The following is a 23,235-nucleotide window of genomic DNA, read 5'->3' as shown; positions in this document are numbered from 1 at the left end:
TGGGGGGATGGGGGGATGGGGAGATGGGGAGATGGGGAGCAGAGGAGCAGAGGAGAGTTTTTGTACAAGTTCTTTCTCCTTTGCCCCTCTGCCCCCCGCACCTCTGCCCCTCCGCCTCTTCTGCCCAATGCCCAATTACACAAAGGTATATGTAATGGAGAAAAGTATTTCATCTTTAATAATGGTTTTGAAGCGGCGAAGTTGGCCGGCTTTAGCGACGTTTGTTGCTGTAATTGGCGGAGCAGTAGCTTATTTAGTTTTTGCTCCAAGTTTGTATCGAGCATCAGCACAATTGATATTGGATGACAAACGGGTGAGTGTTTCTGAGTTGGGGCGCGACCTCACGCAGGTGTCTGCGGGCGTACCTGGCGGTCCTAGCCCGTTGGCTGAGCAGGCAGAATTGGTCAAATCAGTGCCTATCTTGGAGCGATCGCTAGCTAAGGTTTTTCCTGTTTCTCAAAGCAAGTTGACAACTAAAAAATTCAGTAAAGGTTTGCGAGTCAAAATTGTCCCAGCGACGAATATCTTAGTTATTAGTTATCAAGCCCAAGACCCAATTCTCGCTGCTAACCTCGTAAATGCTGTTTCGCAAACAATGGTTGAGGAAAGTGCCGAACAAATCCGCAAAGAAGCTGCAAATGTCCGGAAATTCTTGGAAAAGGAGGTTCCTTTGGCTCGTAGGCGGCTCGAACAAGCGGAGGTTGTGGAAAACAAATATAAACAAGCTACTGGTTTGATCTCTTTTGCTGACCAAAGCAAAAGTTTAGTGGATAGTTTAGCCACTCTTGAAGACCAGGAAGGGGCTTTATTTGCTCAACTCCAAGAAACGCGATCGCGCGATGCATCCCTACGAGAAATTACTACTACTAAAAGCCTCGGCAATGCTTATGCATCCATACGAGGTGGTCAAGACGAACAACTCCAGAAGTTACGTACCAAGTTAGCAGATTTGCAAACCCAGATAGCTACTACACGTCTGCGCTTCACAGAGAACCATCCAAGTTTGATATTGCTCCTGCAACAACAGCAAGCTCTCAATGCTTTGTACAATCGCAAATTAGCTAGTCTTACACCTGAAAATCGAGCTATTTCTCAAAATCATGTCGCATCCGATCCTCTGAGCCAAAATCTCACTTCTGAGCTGATTGGCAATCAGATTGAAAGCTTGGCATTGGAAAATAAGCTCAAAGTTGTTCAGTCTTTAAAAGCTAATCTCCAGGCTCGTTTAGCACGATTACCAATTCAACAACAACCTCTGACTGTACTTACTCGCCAACAAGAAGAAGCAGCAGCATCTTTAAAGTTGTTGCAAAGCAAACTCGAAGAAGCGCGGATTGCTGAAGCCCAATTAGTTGGCAATATCCGAATTATTGAAGAGGCTAAACCACCAACTTCTCCCAGTTTCCCCAAACCTGCTTTGGTATTGGCAGTAGCTATTGTGGCGGGAAGTGTCCTAGCTGTTGGTGTGGTATTGCTTTTAGAAGCCACCGATAACACCATACACGATACTTCCGAAGCCGAAGAAATACTGACAAAAATTGCCATGTTGGGAACATTACCATCCCTGCCTACCAGAGCGCTCAACCTGGAAGCAGCAGAAGGATTTTTAGACGATATTGCTTTGGTCGAACCTTATCGGATGTTGCTCAAGACGTTAGAGTTTCGCAGTTCTAAAAAATTGCGGAGCATTGTGATTAGTAGTACTAAATCTGGGGAAGGGAAATCATTAGTTGTCTCCCACTTAGCGGCTGTTTGTGCGATGTTATCTCGACGAACCTTGATTATAGATGCCGACTTACATCGTCCTATGCAGCACAAGCTATTTAACTTACCTGCTAAACCCGGACTTAGCGATGCGATCGCCGAACAGCGATCGCTATTAGATGTCGTGCAAATTAGAGATATTGAAAACCTTTCGCTGCTGACTTCTGGCGAATCACACCCAAGACCCTCACAGCTACTGGAGTCTGAGGCGATGAAGTCGTTGATCGCAGATGCTACAGAAAATTATGATTTCGTAATCATAGATACTCCACCTCTAAATGTCAGCGCTGATGCAGCTACCTTGGGTCGCTATACCAATGGCGTTGTCATGATTACGCGCCCAAGTTTTACTCTCAAAGATTTCCTAAAAAAAGCAGTATCAGAACTTACACAAAATCGAATACCAATTCTCGGAGTAGTAGTCAATGGGATGGCAGTTCAAACTGAAAAGTCTTACCGCTATTTATCGCGTCCTGTGAAACATTCAACTCCTGCAAGAGATACCGTCAATTCTGGAAACGGTTCGAGGTCGAAGTGATGATATGCAATAGGAGTGAGAATGGGCTAAGCCCCGCTGCGCTAACAGAATCCAGAATTCAGAAGTAAATCGGCTGTAAGGGCTTACAGCTGTCATTGGTGTCAACTTACGTTAAACCCTTGTAAAGATGTGATATTCAGCTATCTCACTTACCACCAAGATCCGCGTTACCCCACCCCGGTTTTGGCTTTAGACAAAACCACCCCTCCCCTTGGCAACTACCGCGTACACACAAGTCTTTCAGAGTTGTTGTGTAAGACACAGAAGGTTAATTTTAGGACTTAGGCACTGTACAAATTAATCATGGTGTGAGTTTATATGCATAGGTCGTTTCAGCCTTTTATTAATCATTCTTTGATGATAAATAGACCCTGGGTGTAGGGAACAGTGCTGTGCCCCTATGACAGATGTGGTTTTTTAAACACACATATTTGGTATTTTCTGTCAATGCGTAAGTCCTAAATTTTTGCTTTTCGATGCAACAAAGGTGCAAGCCGATGCAACAAAGGTGCAAGCCGATGCAACAAAGGTGCAAGCCGATGCAACAAAGGTGCAAGCCGATGCAATAAAGGTGCAAGGCGATGCAACAAAGGTGCAAGCCGATGCAATAAAGGTGCAAGCCGATGCAACAAAGGTGCAAAGCGATGCAACAAAGGTGCAAGCCGATGCAACAAAGGTGCAAGCCGATGCAACAAAGGTGCAAAGCGATGCAACAAAGGTGCAGATTGAGAGACTTGTGTGTACACCGTAGCCCTTGGCTACGAGAGGGGTTGGGGGTCGGATGAAACGTATGTGGGATAACTGTTTGAGCTTAAGTTGACACCAATGTACATCTGTACGCTCCTACCGATATATCTGTATCAGCTATTTTGTGAAATTTATGAAGATGTTGACGAGTCAACGCTCCTTGATACCGAAGATTGGGTTGGCAGGTGTGGGAATTGGATTACTCACAGCAATTATGCCTGTTTATCTGGGGTTGATGGTGGGCGCGATCGCAGTAGTTTTTTTATTCTTTGCCAGCTTCGAGCAAACTGTACTCGGATTATTAATCTTACGTAGTGCCCTCGATCCTTTTTCTGCTCGACAAATCCCCCCTCTATTCGCCATTGGTGTGGATGTCCTAACTTTACTTTATGTGGCAGTCACATTACTAACTGGTCGGATAGTACGTACTGATAAATTTTGGTGGTTTTTTACAGGTTGGGTAGCTCTCCAAGGCTTGGGAGTCATACTCATACCTTTGGGAGAACAGGAGTTAAATGCTGGCGCTTTCCTAGACAGCATCCGCGAGTGGGTGCGCCTTTTTTCTTGGCTAATGGTGTACTTGCTAGTAATGCAACTGCAAGACCGACTGCATCCACAAAAGATTATTTCAGCATTATTTTTCGCTCTCATCTTACCCTTGACGGCAGCAACAATGCAGATGCTTGTTCCTGTTTCGATGCTACCAGGCGTACTCCAAGCTACCAAAGACCCAATCTCTGGAGAGATTTCTCGAATTAATGGCACCCTTGGTCTGGCTAATACCTTTGCGACTTTTTTATTGCTGTTCATTGGTTTGACTTATTGGAAACTTAATCAGTCCCAGCAACGTTGGCCTTGGCTAATATTGCTTGTTGTACTCGGCTTTTTCTATGTGAGTACTAAAACTTTGTTTAGCTTAATAATGCTGGGTATTCTGATTTTGGTTTTGATTGCACCAAGATTGAGTTTGATTAATCTGATTGGTGGAGTAATTTTATTTGTAGTAGTTATAGGCTTATTTGGCAGCACTGAATTTGGACAACAACGCCTCGCCTCTTTAACTCAAACACCGTTGTTAAATCCAGATTTAGATATATCGCGGGCAATTTTGTTGTCGCACGGAGACGGTAATAGTTTTAACTGGCGGCTTGCTCAGTGGTCTTTACTCATACAGGCTTGGGAGCAGTCGCCTATTTTGGGTTATGGTCTAGCAACTAGCCGCTATTTAACTATTTACAATAACTACGCCCACAATGATTATGTCCGAGCTTTAGTAGAAGGCGGAATCTTTGGGCTTTTAGCTTTTTTATTCTTTCTTGGTATCGAAGCTGCACATTTAATTCAGTTAGTTCGGCGCACTTCTTCTACTAAAGCTCAGCAAGATTTGTGTCGGGTATTGTTAGCTATTCTTGCAGCCGCGGCTGTCGGCATGATTACTGAGAATATTTGGAGCCACACAACCTTCTTTTTCTATTGGTGGACTCTGTTTGCTGTTGCTACTTGGAATTGGGATCGACCAAATCTGAATTTGAGGAGTGGGGAGTAGGGATAACTGTGTATCTAAATAAATTTTTTATGATTCAGCGCTCGATCGATACTGATAATCACGCTCAGATGACAGCACGACATCAAAGATCCTATCGAGTGGTTTTAGTGCATCCGAGTGCGGGAGTTAACTGGAGTGGTGGCTCGGAGATTTTTGCTATAGAACTTGCCTCACGCCTCAGTACGTACTTTGATGTGGAATTATTAGCAGGCGATCGCTGTAGTCAGTTTTACTATCCAGCTGGTGGTATTGACCGCACAAAGGCGCGTGAGATTCTGAATAATTTAGCGATCGCTTCCCTACTGAAACGTTTTTTTACCCATTCTGACATCGCGATCGAACACTTTACAAGCTTTATCCCTTGTGCATTCCGGCTACTCACACACCCTGCCGACTTAATTTTTCCCTGCAATGATTACGGAGGTTTAGCGATGGCAGCTTTTGTCCGTGCCCTGATTGGTACGCCGATTATTTATACCGAACATACTGGGTTGTTAGCCCAAGGGCGATCGCTTGCACGTAATTTGCGATTTCGTCCCGATCGTCTGGTAGTTTTTTCGGAAGCTATGGCTAATTTTGTGCGAACTTTACGACCTTCTCAACCTACTACCATTATTCCTAACGGTGTAGATACGAACCGGTTTACACCACAAGGAGAACATCTAGACTTGGGTTTAAACAAACCTCTAGTTTTGTGTGTAGCTTCTCTCAATCGTCACAGTCACAAACGAGTTGAACTTGCCATTAAAGCCGTAGCTTCGTTACCAAAAGTTAGTCTTCTCATTTGTGGAGATGGTATAGATCGAGCATACTTTCAATCCTTAGGCGATCGCTTGTTGGGAAGCGATCGCTTTGCCATCAAAATCTTTCCCAGTAATCAAATGCCCAAAGTTTATCGAAGTGTGAATGCATTCACTTTACCTTCGATTAACGAACCATGTGCGCTTTCTTATTTAGAAGCAATGGCTAGTGGTTTACCAATAGTTACCACAGACGATGAAATGCGTCGCTATATGGTTGGAGATGCTGGAATTCTGTGCGATGTCACAGATATAGATAATTATGCTGCTGCTATTGCCAAAGTCTTGAGCGGAGATTGGGTTCAAAAATCACTTAGAAATGCTTCACGTTTTAGCTGGGATACTATTGCATTATCCTACCGCAATGTGATTTTACAAACGATTCTTCAACCAGAAAAAATATATTCTAAAAATATTAATTAAAAGAAAATTCATAATTCAGATTTCATAACTAATAACTCCTAATTCCTAACTCCTAACTCCCCAATCCCTAATTATTATGTCAATTTCTCGACGAATTGCTTTTGCAGTCAGTGTTTCTTGGCTAAGTCGGGTGTCGATAATTTGTTCGGGCTTAGTTTTGACTCCGACTCTTTTTCGATTTATGGGAAAAGAGGAATTAGGACTGTGGTATTTACTAGGTAATAGTCAATCTTTTTTATGGTTATTGTCTTTAGGAATCACCCCAACTTTAACGCGGCATATAGCTTTGGCAAAAGGAAAAAGCGGCTTCGATCCAGAAGTAGAATTAACAGATGAGACTCAGCAACATATTGGAGATTTAGTAGTTACTGGTCGGTTAATTTTACAATGGTTAGCAGTAGCTGTTTTTTTGATAGCGTGGGTTTTGGGTTACGGTTTAATCAGTAAAATTGAGTTACATGAAGTGTCTCAAGAACAAGTACTTTGGGCTTGGACATTGATGTGTGCCGGTTACGCGATCGCAGTTTGGTTATCTTACTTTGACTGCTTACTGGCGGGTATGGGATATGTTGGTTGGGATGGTCTAATTGCGGTCTTAACTTATTTTTTAATTATATTCAGCAACATGATTGCAGTTATGTTGGGAGGCGGATTATTAGCCTTGGCGACAATTTCTGTAGTTGCTGGTTTAATGCAGCGGCTAATATTTATCACAATTATTCGCTGGCGTTTTCCGAATTTATTGCTTTTTCAGGGCAATTGGAATATTCAATATGCTAAGGCACTATTTAAGCCTTCTTTATATTGGTGGTTAACTGATTTAGGAGCGTTTCTAATTTTACGCACCGATACTTATTTTATTGCTCTATTTAAGGGTTCTCAATATATTCCCAGTTATCAAGCTACCTATAATTTGATATCTAATATTTCTCAAGCTGCGATTGCTTTTGCAGGTTCTTCAGCAGTTTTTATTAGCCAAGCATGGCAAGCCGGGAATTTAGCAGATATTCACCGAATGACTTTACGCAATGCACGCATAGGATTGTCCATCGTGGCTGCGGGAGTTGCATTTTTGATTGTGGCAGGTGGAGATTTTATCAAATTGTGGTTGGGTAAGGGTAACTTTGTTGGTCTTGATGTCTTGTTGATTTTTTGTATTATCGTAACTCTAGAAACCCAACATGTAATTTTAATCACAAGCTCGCGAGCCACAGAGGATGAAAAGTATGCTCCTTGGTCTTTAACCTCAGGTGTTCTGAACTTAATATTTACATGGATTTTGATTAAACCTTTGGGTTTACTTGGGGTAGCAATGGCAACAATGTTCGCACAGATACTAACAAACAATTGGTATGGAGTCTACAGACCAATGGTGCGTTTGCATCTCAACTTTGGCATTTATTTACGTCAGGTAGTTGGTTTGTGGGCTACTGTCCTGGTATGCTGTTTGGGCCTGTCTTGGCTAGGGAAGAAAAGTCTGTTTTTGTTAGGAATAACTTCAGAATGGACTGTAATTGTAACTACCGCAGTAATTTGTGGCGTTGTTTTATTAACTTCACTATGGATGAGTATTTTAGAAGACTATCATCGTAAAAGTATTCAGGGAAAGCTAAAAGCTTGGCTGAAGCTGCCTGAGTTTTAAAACCATGAAATCTTAGACTGTAATAGTACTGCGATCATCTGTTGCTGATAGTAAATATAGTTACTAAGTCTTGGGATCGCTATCGAATTTGTATATATAGATATTTATATTTTTATCAACAATAGTTAAGAAAAGATAAAATCATCTGAGAGATAGATAAGTAGTTGTAGTTTTATAAAGTATAATTAAGAAAAAGATAAACAAATCTAAGCAGCAATATAGGCTAAATTTGCCTCGAACAGTATCCGAAACGGATAAAGTTGCGATCGCTTTAGATAAAAGACTATCCCTATCCTGTACGTGCAATTAACTTGCACTTCAGGAAAGAAGCCAACAAAAGTGTAAATTTCAATAGTTGAAGAGGCAAATAAAGCCGTGGGTCAGTATCAACCTGCTCAGCTAAAAGGCTACAATCCAGAAGCGATCGCTCGCTACTACCGTTACCGTCCCTGGCAAGCTTGGGGGCGATTGCTGAGAATTCTCTGGTCTTTTGCAGGATTTATACTAAGTATAAAGTTGGACGAATGGCGAGATAAAGTCGAGCAGAACAAGGTAAAGCGAGCTATCCAGTTGCGAAAACTGCTCACAGGTCTGGGGCCGACTTTTATTAAAGTTGGTCAAGCACTTTCCACTAGACCAGACTTGATACGCAAAGATTTTTTAGAAGAACTGGTGAAGTTACAAGACCAGTTACCACCATTCGATAATGCGATCGCTTACCAAATTATCGAAACCGAACTCAACCGCCCGATTCACGAAAGTTTTAGCGAACTGTCAGCGACGCCTGTAGCTGCGGCTAGCTTGGGTCAAGTATATCGCGGTCGTTTGATTACTGGGGAAGAAGTCGCAGTCAAAGTGCAACGCCCCAACTTACGGCCGGTTCTCACACGCGACCTATATTTGATGCGCTGGGCCGCGGGTTGGCTGGCTCCTTGGTTACCTCTGAATCTCGGTCACGACCTGACTTTAATTGTGGACGAGTTTGGCACCAAGTTATTTGAAGAAATTGACTATATTAATGAAGGTCGCAACGCCGAAAAATTTGCCAGCAACTTCCACAACGACCCCCAGGTAAAAGTTCCCAGCATTTTCTGGCGTTACACGAATACCCACGTTTTAACCCTGGAATGGATTAACGGCTTCAAGCTAACAGACACCCAACGCATCCGGGAAGCAGGTTTAGACCCAGAAGCCATCATTCAAATCGGCGTTACCTCAGGTTTGCAGCAGTTGTTAGAACACGGCTTCTTCCATGCAGACCCCCATCCAGGTAACTTGTTTGCAATGCCCGATGGCCGTATGGCTTACATAGACTTTGGCATGATGGATCAGTTGGAAGAAACCACCAAAGAAACGCTAGTAGACGCGTTAGTGCATTTGGTGAATAAAGACTACACTGATTTAGCCGAAGACTTTGTAAAATTGGGCTTTTTAACCCCAGACACAAATATTTGCCCAATCGTACCTGCATTAGAAGCGGTGTTGGGAAACGCCATCGGTAAAAACGTCGGCGATTTTAACTTTAAAACCATCACCGATGAATTTTCGGAACTGATGTATGAATATCCTTTCCGAGTTCCGGCGAAATTTGCTTTGATTATTCGTTCCCTAGTGACTCAAGAAGGTATTGCCTTGAGCCTCAACCCGAATTTTAAAATTGTTGAGGTGGGTTATCCATATATAGCACGGCGATTGCTGACGGGAGAATCGCCAGCATTGCGGCGACGGCTATTGAACGTGCTATTTAAAGATGGTAAATTCCAGTGGCAGCGGTTAGAAAATTTAATTGAAATCGCTCGTACCGATGGCAACTTTGATGTTGTACCCACAGCCCAAATGGGATTTCAATATTTGGTGTCCGAAGAAGGCAAATTTCTGCGGCGACAGTTGGTCATCGCTCTCACCGAAGATGACCGCCTGCACACCGAAGAAGTCCAACGGCTGTGGAACCTGGTTAAAGATGACTTAAAACCGAATCGTATATTTAATGTAGCGATCGGGATTTTAACAGAATTATCCAGAGAAGGTGCAGCTGCGATTTTACCAAAAGCTACATTCCTTGGTTCTTTGGTTGGAAATCAGTCAGTTCACAATTCAGGAATCAGAATTCAGAATTCAGAATGAACTCTATATTATCACTCGCGGATGTAGCTTACTTCATCAGAGAATAACTGAGTTTGAGTCCCCCATTAATTGATTCTAAGGCGTTGCTGAATTATGGGATGAAACCCAAACTATTGAAATCTTAAACTCCTTATTCTATCTGCACCTCTGCGCCTCTGCGTGAGATAAATCATCCCGCAATTATGCAACGCCGATTCTAATTCCTCAATTCTGAATTCTTCTTTTTATAACCAGGAGTTTCCATGTACTATTTCCCCTTGCAACCACCTTATTTTCTGTTACTTGTAGGCTTTCTCACAGCCTTAACATCTGGTATCGCATTATCTGGAACTTTGAAAGTAATTGTGCAGAAATGGCCAAGCCGTACAGAAAATACTAAGCCAAGCTCCTCATTAAAACAATTATTTGTGCCATTTCTCGGCATAACTGCTGGTGTTTGTTTATTTATGTCTTCAGGCTTAGAAATATTTGGTTTTCCCTCCTTACTTGCTTTAGGAGTTGGTTTACCAATTAGTCTGCTGACTTGTTTATTAGTGTGGTTACAGTTAGGAAGTATGCTCACCTTTGTCCAAACCAAAGGAATGCAATCTCTAGATTTAGATACCGAGGGATGATTTAGAAGGCTTAACTACAAATTAATTTGTATTACGATGTCAGTAATTAGCCATCATCCTGGAAAATTATGAGATTTGCTGACACAAATGCCCAAGTGTCAACAATTTTGCCTTTATAAAATGGCGACAAGCTTACTCGTCCTGAAAATACAGATGATATAGTTTGCTCCGAAGTTTTTCCAGGTTTATGGTTAGCTAAATCAGCATTATTATCGCGAGATTTAGGTAAAGTTTTAGCCGTTTTACAGCAGGGATTATCTACACCAGAGCATAAAAGTTTTGTGGAAAAAGTATCTATTTAGCAAATATTTTTCATAAACTATGACTCAAGAAGATAAAGATTTTTGTTTTTGTACCTTAGCCTTGGGCGAGAGATATCGCTCTCATGCTTTCCTTTTAGCTGAAGATATTGAAAAATATTCACCTGGAACCAAGCTGATAATTTTAACGGATCAGCCACAGAAATTTAGTAAATATTCTCATGTTTTAGTTTTTCCCCACCAACAACAAAGCATTGGCTGTTACCACGATAAAAGATTTGTAATTGCCAAAGCATTATCGCTATTTCATACCTGCATTTTTGTTGATGTAGATCTGCGAATAGTGGATAAAGTAACACCAAATCTAAAATTTCTTCCTGGAATCACAGCAAGAAGTTGTGCCAGTATTGCCAAACATAATAAAATTTACGTTGATTCAGTCAATGACTTGCACAAGCCAAAAAGAATTAGAGATTTGGAAATTGTTAACAAGTTAGCACAAAAATTGGATTTGAATTTAGAAGATAATAATACCCAGTTTGTGATGGAAGTTTTATTTGCAGTCACAAGACAAGATGGGCGGGAAATCGAATTTCTCAAGCACTGGGAAACCATTGCATATTATTGTGAGTTAAACGGTTTTACTTGTGCTGTAGGTTATGCAATAGGATTAGCTGCTGCTAAAGCAGGATTAGCAGTTAGATGGGATGCTATGGAGGATATTGTTTATTTTAAAGATTGGGTAGAACGACAAAAAATTAAAAAAGGACAAGCAAATCCACAAGCAAGTTTGATATATTTTCAACAGCATGAAGCAATTGAATACCCCAAGCGTTCGCTCGTCAAGAAGGTGGCACTTAGGCTAGATAGAACTATCGGCTATTACTATCGTTCATTGCGCCTAAGACTTGCAACTTTGAGCAATTTTGATTTTTATTACAGATAACGGTAGGGATGGTTGACTGTTGACTGGGGAAGAGGGAGACACGGGGGTGTGGGGAGAATCAGTATTAATTTAACAGTCAACAATCTCTTTTATTTAGTAATTCTATCTTTGAAGTTGCGGTAATTGAGCTTAAAATTACTAATTCTTTGTTGAATAAACTTGCTAGTAGACTTTTGCAAAAGCGTTAACTGGCTTGGGCGCGTAAAAGTTTGAGGGCGTTTTTCCGGCGATTTTAAGTAGCGATAATGTAAGAAAACATCGCGGTAAGGAATATCAACATCTTCACCTCCACAAAGCCGCGTAAAAGCTGAAGAAGATATGCTCATATAGTGTAAGTATGTCAACCGCCGACCTTGGTCGTATAGGGTATTATCTACCACATCAAATTGAGAACTCCAGTGATTACCAGTTGCCTGTTCGCACTCATGACAAGCAAAGTTATAATATGAAATGCCGCTTCTCAATACCATGTAGTTAAATAAAGATTGGTCAGGCGCTAAAAAAGCCATAACATCAGCTTCACCTGATTTTAATTTGTCTAACAAGTCGGCTCTAATAGCTGGGGAAAAAATATTTTTCTTGGTGGCAAACCAACCAGCACAAAATATTCTAGACTGCAAATTGTCTATGTTGAAAACTTGTTGAATCTGCTCTGGAGAAGCATCAAGAACAAATTTTAATTCAGATTTATACTGAAAATCGTTGACTACCCAATCATAGTTATCTAATTTTTCATAAATGTAATCTACTGGACTCATTAACAAGGTATCTGCATCAAAATAAATAAATCTATCAAAGGGGCCATCAATAGCGCAAAATTTGCGATGCATGGGTAGCTCATAAAGTTCTGGAAAGCCCCATTCTCGCCAAGTTTTTTGCGCTCTAGGGTAATTTTTCCATACCTGAGTAGCAAAATTATCCCAGTAAGCTATGGCATCAGAGTCTTCAAATAAGCTGAGATTATCTCTAGATGCAATCTCAGCTTTTACCTTGTCTAGGCGATCGTTATATGGAAGTATACAAATAGGAATTTTTCTACCAGCATTGACTTCTATACTATTAAGCAATGCAATTAGTTGGTCATAAACAACATCATTTGCCAGGATATAAATACCATCAATCATTGGGATACTCCTAATATTATGTACGGGCAAAAGCAAAGGGAAATAAACGCCTAGTCAGTTTGGCGAGCAAGGCAAATTTACCCTCATGAAGATAGCGATAATGTTGCCACAATTCCCAATAAGGGCTACCATTTTTAATGCGCGTTCCAGCCCAATGCAGATATTTTAGTCGTTGTCCTCGGTCGTAAAGCGCGTAGTCTTGCTGTTGGAAATTTCGCGAACCCGCCCAACTACCAGGCCCTCCTCCAGGAATTTTGACAAGATTACCGCGTTTTGCAATTAGCTTGAGAATTAAATAGTTGAGAATTGGTTGGTCTGTAACTCCTTCGGAAAAATCAAAATATTCCCGATGCGCTGCACATTCGCGCAAAGTTTCATCCATTTGTTGTTCGGTAATTGTTCCTTTTTTGGAAGCCCAAAAACCGCTGTTGAAAACATCTTCAAGTTGGGTATCTGAAAAAATTTGCTGTTCTTTCACTAATGGCGAAAAAATATTTCGCAGCTTGTCATTGGCGTGATGATAATCACAACAGAAGAAATCTACTTCTGTAAGTTTGTCTAAATTGTCAGAAATTTTTTCAAAAACGACAATATCAGTATCAATATAAATAAACTCATCTAAAGGGCCAAACCACGCCACTAGTTTACGCATTTTATTTGGTAGGGCGAGGAAATCTCGATCGAAAATTTCGCCGATGCGTTGGGTAAATTTCTCAATGAATTCCAGATCTGGGAAAGTTTGCACGTTGTGTAAGGTAGCAAGTTGCTCTGCTACCTTGTGATAATTTTCGTTAAAAGGTATGAGATAAACTGTTACTTCTGGGTCGTAGTAACGAATGCTATTGAGTAGGGCGATCGCATTATCGATTACCCGGTCATTGGCAACAATATAAATTCCCCTGCTCATAAATTATCCTTGCTTAATTAACTTAAGTTTTCGCAAAGCTCTTGTGAATAAATTTGGTGTGGGAGCGTCATCATAATTCTTGGGAGGAGTTGTAAATACTGGACGCTTTTCTGGTTCCCGTAAATAACGATAATGAAGAAATAAATCTCGATAGGCAAAGTCAATATTTTCTCCAGCACATACCGCTTGGGTGAGATTAGGAGGAATACCAATATAATGAATGTAAGTTAGTCGGTTGCCTTTGTCATATAAAATATGTTCTCGTTGTTCAAAATGTTTTGATGTTGCAGAACATCCTGTTTTTAAATTATCTGGTAGTTCGCGAGCAAAGTTATAACTAGAAAGCTTAGACCTCATCACCATGTAATTAATCAGTGGCTGTTCGCCAGCACCTTCATATAAAATCTCTGCTTCACCGTTTTGTAAATTGGATATCAGCCAATTCCTTTGCTCGGAATCAAATATTCCCCGTTTTGAACCATAAAATCCAGAACAAAATATTTCTGAATCAATACGCTGTTGTTCAAAAACTTCTAGCAATTTTGGAGACTTAACATTGTATATTTTACTAACGTCTTTGAATTGGAAATCATAGACGACAAAATCATGGGTATCTAGCTTTTCAAACACCGGATCGAGTGAATTCATCACCAAGGTGTCTGCATCTAGATATATAAATTTATCGAAAGGCCCATCGAAAGCACAAAAACGACGATGAGCGCCATAAAGACGGAATTTACTCCGATTCAAGCGTTCTGGTGCTGCTGAGAGCATAAATCGATCCCAGCGATCGATTGATTCTTGGTTATCGTAAATAAATACATTGGGGCGATTAGCTATTTCCTCAGCAATTCGCTGTGTGCGATCGTCAAAAGGATAGATACAAACTGGAGTTTCTTTACCTAAAATTACATTAATACTGTTGAGTAAAGCTACCAGTTGGTCGAAAACGTAATCATTAGCTAGGGTACAAATACCATTCATAATTTATGAGTGTTGAACAACAAAGTCTGACAACCAATTAAGCAGATTTAGTTTGTGTAAGATGATTTGACGTGCTTCGGCGATCGCATCTTTAGCCTGATACCAAGCATCGGGTGTTGCTGTCACTTCTTTAATGTAAGCAATGCCTTTTTCATCTAAACTGGGCAATCTTAAAAAACTACCCGGTGGCAATAATTTATCAGCAGCTGGCCCGCCATAATATATTGGCAAACACCAAGCAAGCAAACTATCCCAAAGTTTCTCACTTACATACCAATTATTCTCAGCATAGTTTTCAATTGCTAAATTGTAATAGTATGGCGCCATACCATACCACTTATTACTTAATTCTCCCGATTTGTTTGCCCATTGTGGTAAATTCCGCCCATATAAATCAAACTTCATGCCACTGGATTGTAGGGATTGTAAAAAGTCTAAACGTTGGCGATGGTTGGCTGTGCGGTTAATTCCTGAAGTAATCCAACTACATGGAGCAACTTTTTGAGGAGGTGGCATTTCATTCAAATCTTGAAATGTATTTGAGTGATACCAAATAGCGGGCATATAATTGGGAGTAGGAGCAAAATCATCAGGCCCAGAAATGTAACCACAATATTTCTGGGCTTCTTGATAATTATGTTTAGTTATTTCTAAAACTTCATCTAAAGGCGGTTCTCTTAGTAAATAAATAATCCGTTCCTTGGGAACGCCACGGAGTAGAGAATCAACATTAACGGCTGATTTCTGCTGGCGTTTGCGTAAGCTATCTAACCAAGATTGTTTCGGTGCTGGTTGGGGAAAATCAAATTGATACATTAGCAGAAAATCAGGTTTTGCTGCTATTGCTTGCATTTGGATATTGCTCCAGGTTCCAAATTGATGGGGGGTTTGTTGCCAAAGCCAATCGGCTCTAGTTTCTAAACCTCGATAACTGCTAATCATGCCTACTGTTTTCATGGTCATTTTAGTTATTTGTAATATGTCATTTATATATCTCCAAAAATTAATTCTGCATTACCCAAAATCCTTGTAGAGACGTAGCAATGCTACGTCTCTACATTTTGCGGTTGCGTAAATTCTGGATGATTTTATAGATTTTACTTTGTGTGAAATTTTCATATTTAGTAACACCATTATTTTTACCTGAATGCCTTTATTCGATAATCGGAGTAAGTAGAGATTTATCAACGTAACTGAGAATTTTCGCGGCTCGATTTTCCCAAGAAAATTGTTTGACAAATTCGATGCTATCTGGATAACCTTCTATTTTTCGGGGATGAGTTTCTAAGACTCGCTTCAAACTTTCGGCAAATTTGTTGGGGTTATCTGGTTCGCACCAAGCAGCTATGGCTTGGGTATTTTGAAATTCAGTTAATGATGGAATTTCTGTGGCGACGATGGGAGTTCCAGAGGCAAAATAGTCAAATAGTTTTAAGGGAGATGTGAAAGTTGCGGCTTTTCCAGAACAATGGGGATGAGCTAAAACATCTGCTGCTTGTAGCAAAGATGCTAATTCGTTGTGTAAGATATAGCCCAAAAATTTAATGTTGTGAACCTGTTTTTCTTTGACTAATTGCTGGTAGTGTTCGACTTCTGTAGGTTTACCACCTGCACAAACAAATTGCACGTTTGGCATTTCTTGAGCTACATCTATTAGCACATCAATACCTTTAAATTGCTGTATGGCTCCTGCATAAACTACCAATTTTTGGCTTTCATCTCGCAATAGTTTTTGACGCCATTCTGCGGCTTTTTCTGGTTGTCTTTCCATAAATAAGCGATTAAAACCGTTGTGCAGCGTAATTAGTTTTTCTGGCGGCATACCGTTTTTAATCATGCTTTCACGGATAGTTTCTACAACTGTGACGGCAATTTGTAACAGCGGATTGTTAACTATTTCTGGATCGAATGGTTTTTCTTCGTGATGGTGATGTTCGTAAATCGCCGGAATGCCATTTTTAATAGCAGCTTTAACAAAATTCCAGTTGCGGCTGTGGACGAGTTTGGTAGTTGGAAGTATATGAAACGGTAAATAATATTTGCAGGCAATGGTGTTAGAATCTGTGAATTTGCTGTGGAAATGGTCAATTGGCCAAGGCATCGGTAAGGGGGCAACTTTTAATTTGTCATGGAGGTTGTAATATTGAATAAGTTCTGGTGGTGTTTTTTTCGGTCGAAAAGGACGCCCTAGATTGACTAAGTTAATGGGATTTACTTTCTTGTCAGGGTATACCAAAACTGTGGAATAACCCAAGTTAGCGGCGGCATTAGCAGCATTTGTAGATTGCACTAAATGAGCCTCTGGCTGGGGTAATTCTTCACCAATGAAGTAAATATAATGTTTTTTATTATTAGGATTTTTCATAATTTTAACCGTTAATACTATCCTCAAATTTTTCTAAATTATTAATTAGATATATAGCAGAATCATAACTTTCAGAAAGGAATTGAATTTGTTCTTCGAGGCTGTAAATTAAATTATGAGATAGAGAGCGGAGAGAGGTAAGAATGAGATTTAGGGAAGTGCGAAATTCGGCTGATATTTGATTAAAGTTTTGATAATGGCTACTGATGACGTTCTGATTTTGGTCGGAAATTGAAAGAATTTGTCCTCTAATTTGCGAGTTTATTACGTCATCAAAAACATCGATGGTGTTGAGAATTCTCCAAGCTGATTTGTAAGAGTCTTCAATTAATTCTTGTCGTTCTTGGGCATCATCTACCAAGTCATCAAGTAATAAACGCAAAAATCCAATCATTGAGTTCAATTGCGTCCGAATTTCGTGAGAGATGCGGAGCAAGCTTTGATTTTGTTTGGTAACAGTTTCAGGATGTTCCGCAAATTGCATTGAGTAGAGGCGTGAGTAATAACCACCTTTTTGTAAAAGTTGTTCGTGGGTTCCCACTTCTACTACTTGTCCTCGATCTAATACGGCAATTTTATCGGCTTTTTGGACTGTGGAAAGGCGGTGAGCAATTACTAATGTGGTACGATCGCGGCTGAGTTCATCGAGTGCAGTTTGCACTAAACGTTCGGAAACGGTGTCTAAAGCACTGGTGGCTTCATCTAAAATCAAAATTTCGGGATTTTGCACTAATGCGCGGGCGATCGCTAATCTTTGCCTTTGTCCCCCAGATAACATGACGCCGCGATCGCCAATTAAGGTGTCAAATCCTTGAGGCAATTTGCTAATAAATTCATAAGCATTCGCCCGCTTGGTGGCTGTCAGAATTTCATCGTCTGTCGCTTCAGGGCATCCGTATGCAATGTTATTCTTTACTGAATCATTAAAAAGAAAGGTATCTTGACTGACAATTCCCATACGCTTACGCAGGGATACTATATTAAATTGCCGTAAATCGATGCCGTCAATGGTAATAGCACCAGCGATGGGGTCGTAAAATCTCGGCAAAAGATCTGCTATCGTCGATTTTCCAGCACCAGAACCGCCTACTAATGCTAAAGTCGTGCCACGCGGTAAATATAAATTGACATCTTTGAGAACTAACTTTTCATGACCGGGGTAAGCAAAGCACAAAGAATTAAAAGATACTCCCTCTTGTAATTTTGTGTAAGGAATCTTACCGTTGCCCATGAATGGCTTATCATCCAAAGTTAAAAACTCATTTGCCACATCCACACTAGCGGCAGTACTAGCAAAGTTACTGCGAATAGTATTAAGTTGAGAAAGTAATGGCAAAACTCGTAGCAATACTAATAAATATGTCAAAAGTACGGTGGAAAGGGAAGAAATTTCATTAGCAAAAAAGGCTTTACTCAAAATTACAATCATCAGCAAAGCCGTAATCCCCATCACCTCACCTATGGGTGTAATTGCTTCTGAATTAACCTGAGATTGAAAGTCTGCTTTTTCGCGATCGCGGATTAATTTTTGAATCCGTTGAAATTCTTTTTCTTCATTTCCTGTGGCTTTAACTAACCGAATTCCGTTCAATGTCTCCAGCACGGAAATTGAATATGCTTTCGACATTTCACTGAGCATTTTTCCGAAAACTTTAGAACGGGAAATAGTATACTGATTTACTAATGTCACTAATGACAATAACAGCGTGGCTGCGATTGTCAGTTGCCAAGAAATTGACAGCAATAAACCAACAAAAACTAAAATTGTAATTCCCAAAATCACTATTTTGACTGTACTACCTACAGCACTGGCAGCACGTCCAATTTCTCCACCCAATCGGTTGATTAAATCGCCAACTTTGGTTTTGGCATAATAATCTATATCAATTTCTAGTAATAACTTTAATCCTGCTTCTCGCATATCAGCTGTTAGCTTGCGAGTGAGAGAACTCGACGCCAACGCGCTAGCATAAGTAGCTAAATTTTTTAAAATAATTGTGAATATAATTGCCCCAGCCATTATCCCTATCCGATAATTTTCTGGAGCATTATCAAACGGAGATATCATCTTTTTCAAGATGGGAGGCGCACTAGTTAAATCTACTTCTTGTCCGACAATTTTTAAAACCACCGGCACAATTAAAGCTGTGCTAATCCCATTAAATAAAGCTCCAGAAAATCCTAACAATATTGTCAGCAGAATCAAACCTGGATAGGGTTTTGCGAATCTTAGTAGTAGTTTTCTGGTAGACATGGGGTATTTTGATTAATATGATTCACAACTTGGCAATTACTGATTTGAGTGTAGAAGCCATAGCCTCTATGCTATAGTGTTCCACACATCTTTGTCTTGCCTTAATACCTTGCTGGTTTGCTGATTCTAAATTGTGAAAAATAAATTGAATTTTTTCAGCAAGTTGTTCGGGACAAGCAGGCTCAACTAAATAACCAGTATCAGCTACAATTTCGGGAATATCTCCAACACGCGTTGATAATATAGGTTTAGCCATTGCCATTCCATCTGTCAACTTCAGAGGAAATTGTGCGCGAGTTTCTGGAGTATCTCGCTGGGGAACAACTACAATATGAGCAGCTGCTACTAAATCAGGCATAACATCAGCTGGATACTTTGGTAGTTTAACGATCCAACGTCCCCATTGTTGTTGAAGTTGGCGATCGTAATCATCGTAGGGGCTACCACCCACAATCACCAATCTCAAGTCTGGCTGATTAATTTTATCTAACGCTATGAGTACATCTTCTAACCCTTTATAAGGTCTTGGCGCACCGGGAAACATTAAAATTCGATATTCAGATAAACCATAACGGCTTCTACTTGATTCAGCATCATATTCAGCCGGATCGAATAAAGAAGTATCTTTGCCATTGGGAACAAATGCACCGCCAAACCGCTGCTGCAAAAATTTAGTATGTACCGTCACAGCATCGGCTTGATTTATCAAACCTTCCATCCATTTTACATACAAAGGATGATGAGGATTTCTCAGCGCACCGTCTGATTTTAATAAATCTCTCACTAATTGTTTGGCTTCAGGATGATAACGCCAATTATCGCCACCGTGCCAACTCATTTCCCAATCATCTATATCTAGAATTAATGGTTTTTTGTTAAATATTTTCTTGAGTATGGCAACTCCAAAACTCGCTACTTGGGGTTTGATAGCATAAATTATATCTCCATTAATTTTGGGCAAAAAATCGTGGACTTGTCCAAAAAAATCTGGAAAATTTTTACCTGGAAAATAGGAAACTTTTAACTCTAGCGGCAAATTTCGATATAAGTTATTTCCAAATAAAAACCCCATAATTTCAACTTCATATCCTAATTTTATTAGGGCTGTTGCTATCAAGTAGGCACGTAAAATAGCTGCACTTGATAAATCTGAAACCAACAGGGAGATTTTTGAAAACTTTTTCACTATTTTTATAATAATTTTTATAAAGAAGAATTCAGAACTCAGGAGTCAATAGTCAAAAGTCAGAATTTTGTATAACTTATGGAATATATTATTCTGAATTCTGAATTCTGTATTCTGACTCCTTTTTATTTAGTCCGCCAAGGATTTGTAACTTGATTCGGTAAAAATACTTTAGCGAATCTATCAAAAATCCTTGTGTACAAGGAACGGGTAATATTTTTGGCATACTGGGGTCGATAAGGATAGGTACAATGAAGGACTTTAATTTCATCCTCAACATTATAAGCATCCTGCCATTTACTGAGATAATTATAGGTAGGTGGTAGTATTTTCATGTGAGGGCGGACAGATGCGATCGCCGAAGCAAAAGCCCCTTGATCTTTTAAAAGCAATTTATCTTGATTATTTTTGACAATCTCAAAATAATATTGAAATTTATCAAAAAATACTTTGTTGATTTCTGTTTTCCTAAAAGCTATAAAACCGCCATTATATTGCACGCTATCTTCTTGCAACGGTAAGCCTACAGATTGCAGAATTGGCAAGACATGTGGCAAAAGTTCTTCTTGTTTACCACGCAATAAATTTGTTGCTTTAACGATAGAAGGTTGTACATCTTCAGTTAATAAAAAATCATATTCATCCATATACTCAAATACATCGTTGATATCGGAAAGCAAACAAATATCTGAGTCTAAATAAATAGTTTTATCAAATTCTGAGGCAGCATAGAGAGCGAGTTTTGCTTGCCGGGATGCTAAAACAGTATTTTCATTCGTAGGGACGGGCTTTAAAATTACATTTTTGAAAGCCTTAAGTAAGGGATAGAGAATTGGTGGAACTCGATCGATTAAAATAATTATTGGTTCTTGATGGAATTTTCTAACCGCAGCTAAGAAATGAATACAATCCTGAAAAGGATAAAGCCCAGTTAAAATTGTAATAAATCCTCTAGTTTTTGTTGGCATAATTTCAATAAATAATGATTATTACTTGTTATTCAATTTCTAGATAGCATGTCAGGACAAATTACTTTATTTTTGGTTATAACTAAATACAATAAAATACAAATTGGCAAAATATAAACTTGAAAATTTATTAATCTTAAGAGCCAAAAATAATCAATTAAATCTAGCTTTTGATTGATAGATTTTTCCAGAGAAATTTTACTGATTAATTCATCCGAAGTTGATTTAATTTAAGTATAATTACCGTAAAAGCACGGTTGTATATTATCATAGTTAAAATTGCACTAAAGGAATCGCGAATCAAGTATAAATACTTGATATACCTTGTCCAGTTAGCATTACTACTTACTTAAATGTAGGATTGCTACTCAGTAAAAAACATTTATGTTGTAAGGGAGACAGAGGTAATGCAGGTAATCCGTCTGGAAGCACTCTCAGACAACTATATATTTTTGTTACACGACTCTAAACAAAACATCGCTGCTGTTGTCGATCCAGCAGAGGCTCAACCAGTATTAAAGAAACTAGCAGAGTTGAAAGCTGAGTTGGTAGCAATTTTCAATACGCATCACCATAACGATCACGTAGGTGGTAACAAGCGATTAATCGAACAATTCCCGCAATTGGTAGTTTATGGGGGAGCCGAAGATCGCGGTAGAATTCCCGGACAGCACGTATTTTTGCAAGAAGGCGATGGCGTGGAGTTTGCAGGTCGCATAGCTGAAGTAATCTTCGTTCCCGGACATACCCGCGCTCACATAGCTTACTACTTTCCTCCCGAAAAACCCGGCGAGACGGGCGAATTATTTTGTGGCGATACCTTATTTTCTGGAGGTTGCGGTCGCTTGTTTGAAGGAACGCCAACACAAATGGTAAATTCTTTAAGCAAAATTCGCTCGCTACCTGATGATACACACGTCTGGTGCGCCCACGAATACACCCTAAAAAATCTGAAATTTGCTCTGAGTCTGGATGGCGACAACACAGACTTACAAAAATACTTCGATAAAGTCCAGGTTCATCGGAATCGAGGAGAAGCCACCATACCCTCACTGCTGGGAGTCGAGAAGCGCACCAATCCCTTTTTACGTTGGGATAACCCATCATTACAATCAGCTGTTAACAGCAACGATGCAGTCCAAACCTTTGCACGTATCCGGGAAATGAAAGATAACTTTTAGTTATTGGGCATGGGGCATTGGGCATTGGGCAAGCAGGAAGTGTGAGAGGAGAGGGAGATGTGGGAGGAGAGGGAGGTGTGGGAGGTGTGGGAGGATGGTGAAAAAATCTTTTCCCCCTCTCTCCCCACACTCCCCACACTCCCCACACTTCCCCATCTCATCCCCGCGTCCCCGCGTCTTCTAATCTCCCCAGCCCCTTCAACTTTCTCAGGCGAATAGTTGCGATCGCCCCCTGCGTTTCGCTAGGATCTGTAAGCTTTAGGGTATTGGCAAAGCCGCTCTTAATACAGCACGGCGAAAGCCAAATTAATCATATCTTACAGGAAAAACGAAAAACGATGGCGAAACGCGTGCAGTTAGTTTTAAATCAGGATATCAGTAAGCTGGGAAAATCTGGCGACTTAGTGGAAGTAGCTCCTGGCTACGCTCGTAATTATCTGATTCCTCAGAAATTGGCTATCCATGCCACTCCTGGTATTCTCAAGCAAGTAGAACGCCGTCGCGAACAAGAACGTCAACGGCAATTAGAACTCAAGCAACAAGCTCTCGAACAAAAAGCAACTCTAGAAAAAGTTACCAACTTAACGATTGCCAAGCAAGTTGGTGAAAACGAAGCTATTTTCGGTACAGTTACCACCCAAGATGTTGCAGATGCAATTAAAGCAGCTACCGGTCAAGAAGTAGATCGTCGCGGCATTACCATTCCCGATATTAACCACCTTGGTACTTATCAAGCTGAAATCAAGCTGTTTTCAGAAGTAACAGCGCAAATTGATATTCAAGTTGTGGCTAGTTAAGTTACGTAGCGGGATGAGGGAGATGGGGGAGACAAGGGGACAAGGGGACAAGGGGACAAGGGGAC

At 40.2% G+C, this 23,235-nt stretch carries 18 protein-coding genes; 10 read left to right on the top strand and 8 right to left on the bottom strand.

Annotated features, from left to right (window positions below):
* The first annotated feature begins 154 nt into the window (after positions 1-154).
* The 8 genes from NSTC745_RS29525 to NSTC745_RS29490 all read left to right on the top strand — a co-directional run bounded on the left by NSTC745_RS29525 (position 155) and on the right by NSTC745_RS29490 (position 11,404).
* The gene (locus NSTC745_RS29525) at positions 155-2,302 is read left to right on the top strand and encodes a GumC family protein (protein ID WP_445634180.1); all 2,148 of its coding nucleotides are present in this window, start codon (positions 155-157) and stop codon (positions 2,300-2,302) included.
* A 466-nt stretch (positions 2,303-2,768) separates the two neighbouring features.
* Positions 2,769-3,053 carry a hypothetical protein gene (locus tag NSTC745_RS29520; RefSeq protein ID WP_445634179.1) on the top strand — a complete coding sequence of 95 codons (285 nt, stop codon included), beginning with the start codon at positions 2,769-2,771 and terminating at the stop codon, positions 3,051-3,053.
* Positions 3,054-3,188: 135 nt separating this feature from the next.
* Positions 3,189-4,595 (top strand): O-antigen ligase family protein, encoded by a 1,407-nt coding sequence (locus NSTC745_RS29515; protein ID WP_445634178.1) that lies wholly within the window; start codon positions 3,189-3,191, stop codon positions 4,593-4,595.
* A 29-nt stretch (positions 4,596-4,624) separates the two neighbouring features.
* Complete coding sequence (locus NSTC745_RS29510) at positions 4,625-5,818, top strand: glycosyltransferase (protein WP_445634177.1); 1,194 nt, start codon at positions 4,625-4,627, stop codon at positions 5,816-5,818.
* A 76-nt stretch (positions 5,819-5,894) separates the two neighbouring features.
* On the top strand, positions 5,895-7,460 hold the full coding sequence (locus NSTC745_RS29505; protein ID WP_445634176.1) for a lipopolysaccharide biosynthesis protein: 1,566 nt from the start codon (positions 5,895-5,897) through the stop codon (positions 7,458-7,460).
* 375 nt (positions 7,461-7,835) lie between these two features.
* Positions 7,836-9,584 (top strand): ABC1 kinase family protein, encoded by a 1,749-nt coding sequence (locus tag NSTC745_RS29500; protein ID WP_445634175.1) that lies wholly within the window; start codon positions 7,836-7,838, stop codon positions 9,582-9,584.
* A gap of 242 nt (positions 9,585-9,826) precedes the next feature.
* On the top strand, positions 9,827-10,198 hold the full coding sequence (locus NSTC745_RS29495) for a hypothetical protein (RefSeq protein ID WP_445634174.1): 372 nt from the start codon (positions 9,827-9,829) through the stop codon (positions 10,196-10,198).
* 321 nt (positions 10,199-10,519) lie between these two features.
* Positions 10,520-11,404 carry a hypothetical protein gene (locus tag NSTC745_RS29490; protein WP_445634173.1) on the top strand — a complete coding sequence of 295 codons (885 nt, stop codon included), beginning with the start codon at positions 10,520-10,522 and terminating at the stop codon, positions 11,402-11,404.
* A gap of 89 nt (positions 11,405-11,493) precedes the next feature.
* Here the strand turns inward: NSTC745_RS29490 and NSTC745_RS29485 are convergent, their stop codons facing one another.
* From NSTC745_RS29485 to NSTC745_RS29450, 8 genes are all read right to left on the bottom strand, one after another.
* Positions 11,494-12,528 carry an Npun_R2821/Npun_R2822 family protein gene (locus NSTC745_RS29485; protein ID WP_445634172.1) on the bottom strand — a complete coding sequence of 345 codons (1,035 nt, stop codon included), beginning with the start codon at positions 12,526-12,528 and terminating at the stop codon, positions 11,494-11,496.
* Positions 12,529-12,544: 16 nt separating this feature from the next.
* Positions 12,545-13,435, bottom strand: a complete 891-nt coding sequence (locus NSTC745_RS29480; RefSeq protein WP_445634171.1) for an Npun_R2821/Npun_R2822 family protein — start codon at positions 13,433-13,435, stop codon at positions 12,545-12,547.
* 3 nt (positions 13,436-13,438) lie between these two features.
* Entirely contained in the window at positions 13,439-14,419 is a 981-nt protein-coding gene (locus NSTC745_RS29475; RefSeq protein WP_445634170.1) for an Npun_R2821/Npun_R2822 family protein, read from the bottom strand.
* Positions 14,420-14,422: 3 nt separating this feature from the next.
* A complete protein-coding gene (locus NSTC745_RS29470) occupies positions 14,423-15,382 on the bottom strand; it encodes a glycosyltransferase family 10 domain-containing protein (protein ID WP_445634169.1) in 960 nt (319 codons plus the stop codon).
* Positions 15,383-15,572: 190 nt separating this feature from the next.
* Positions 15,573-16,784: a glycosyltransferase family 4 protein gene (locus NSTC745_RS29465; RefSeq protein ID WP_445634168.1), complete on the bottom strand. Its 1,212-nt coding sequence runs from the start codon at positions 16,782-16,784 to the stop codon at positions 15,573-15,575.
* A gap of 4 nt (positions 16,785-16,788) precedes the next feature.
* Positions 16,789-19,038, bottom strand: coding sequence for an ATP-binding cassette domain-containing protein (locus tag NSTC745_RS29460; protein ID WP_445634167.1), 2,250 nt, complete (start codon positions 19,036-19,038; stop codon positions 16,789-16,791).
* A gap of 22 nt (positions 19,039-19,060) precedes the next feature.
* On the bottom strand, positions 19,061-20,224 hold the full coding sequence (locus NSTC745_RS29455) for a glycosyltransferase family 4 protein (RefSeq protein WP_445634166.1): 1,164 nt from the start codon (positions 20,222-20,224) through the stop codon (positions 19,061-19,063).
* Between the two features lie 125 nt (positions 20,225-20,349).
* The gene (locus NSTC745_RS29450; protein WP_445634165.1) at positions 20,350-21,192 is read right to left on the bottom strand and encodes a hypothetical protein; all 843 of its coding nucleotides are present in this window, start codon (positions 21,190-21,192) and stop codon (positions 20,350-20,352) included.
* Between the two features lie 407 nt (positions 21,193-21,599).
* Between NSTC745_RS29450 and gloB the strand changes: the two genes are divergently transcribed.
* Both gloB and rplI read left to right on the top strand, forming a co-directional pair.
* Positions 21,600-22,373 carry a hydroxyacylglutathione hydrolase gene (gene gloB / locus NSTC745_RS29445; protein ID WP_445634164.1) on the top strand — a complete coding sequence of 258 codons (774 nt, stop codon included), beginning with the start codon at positions 21,600-21,602 and terminating at the stop codon, positions 22,371-22,373.
* 338 nt (positions 22,374-22,711) lie between these two features.
* On the top strand, positions 22,712-23,170 hold the full coding sequence (rplI, locus tag NSTC745_RS29440; RefSeq protein WP_445638720.1) for a 50S ribosomal protein L9: 459 nt from the start codon (positions 22,712-22,714) through the stop codon (positions 23,168-23,170).
* The last annotated feature ends 65 nt before the right edge of the window (positions 23,171-23,235 follow it).

This window comes from Nostoc sp. DSM 114161 (genome assembly GCF_052692665.1).
Note: the sequence above shows the minus strand (reverse complement) of the source record. Positions and strands in the feature narration are given on the sequence as shown.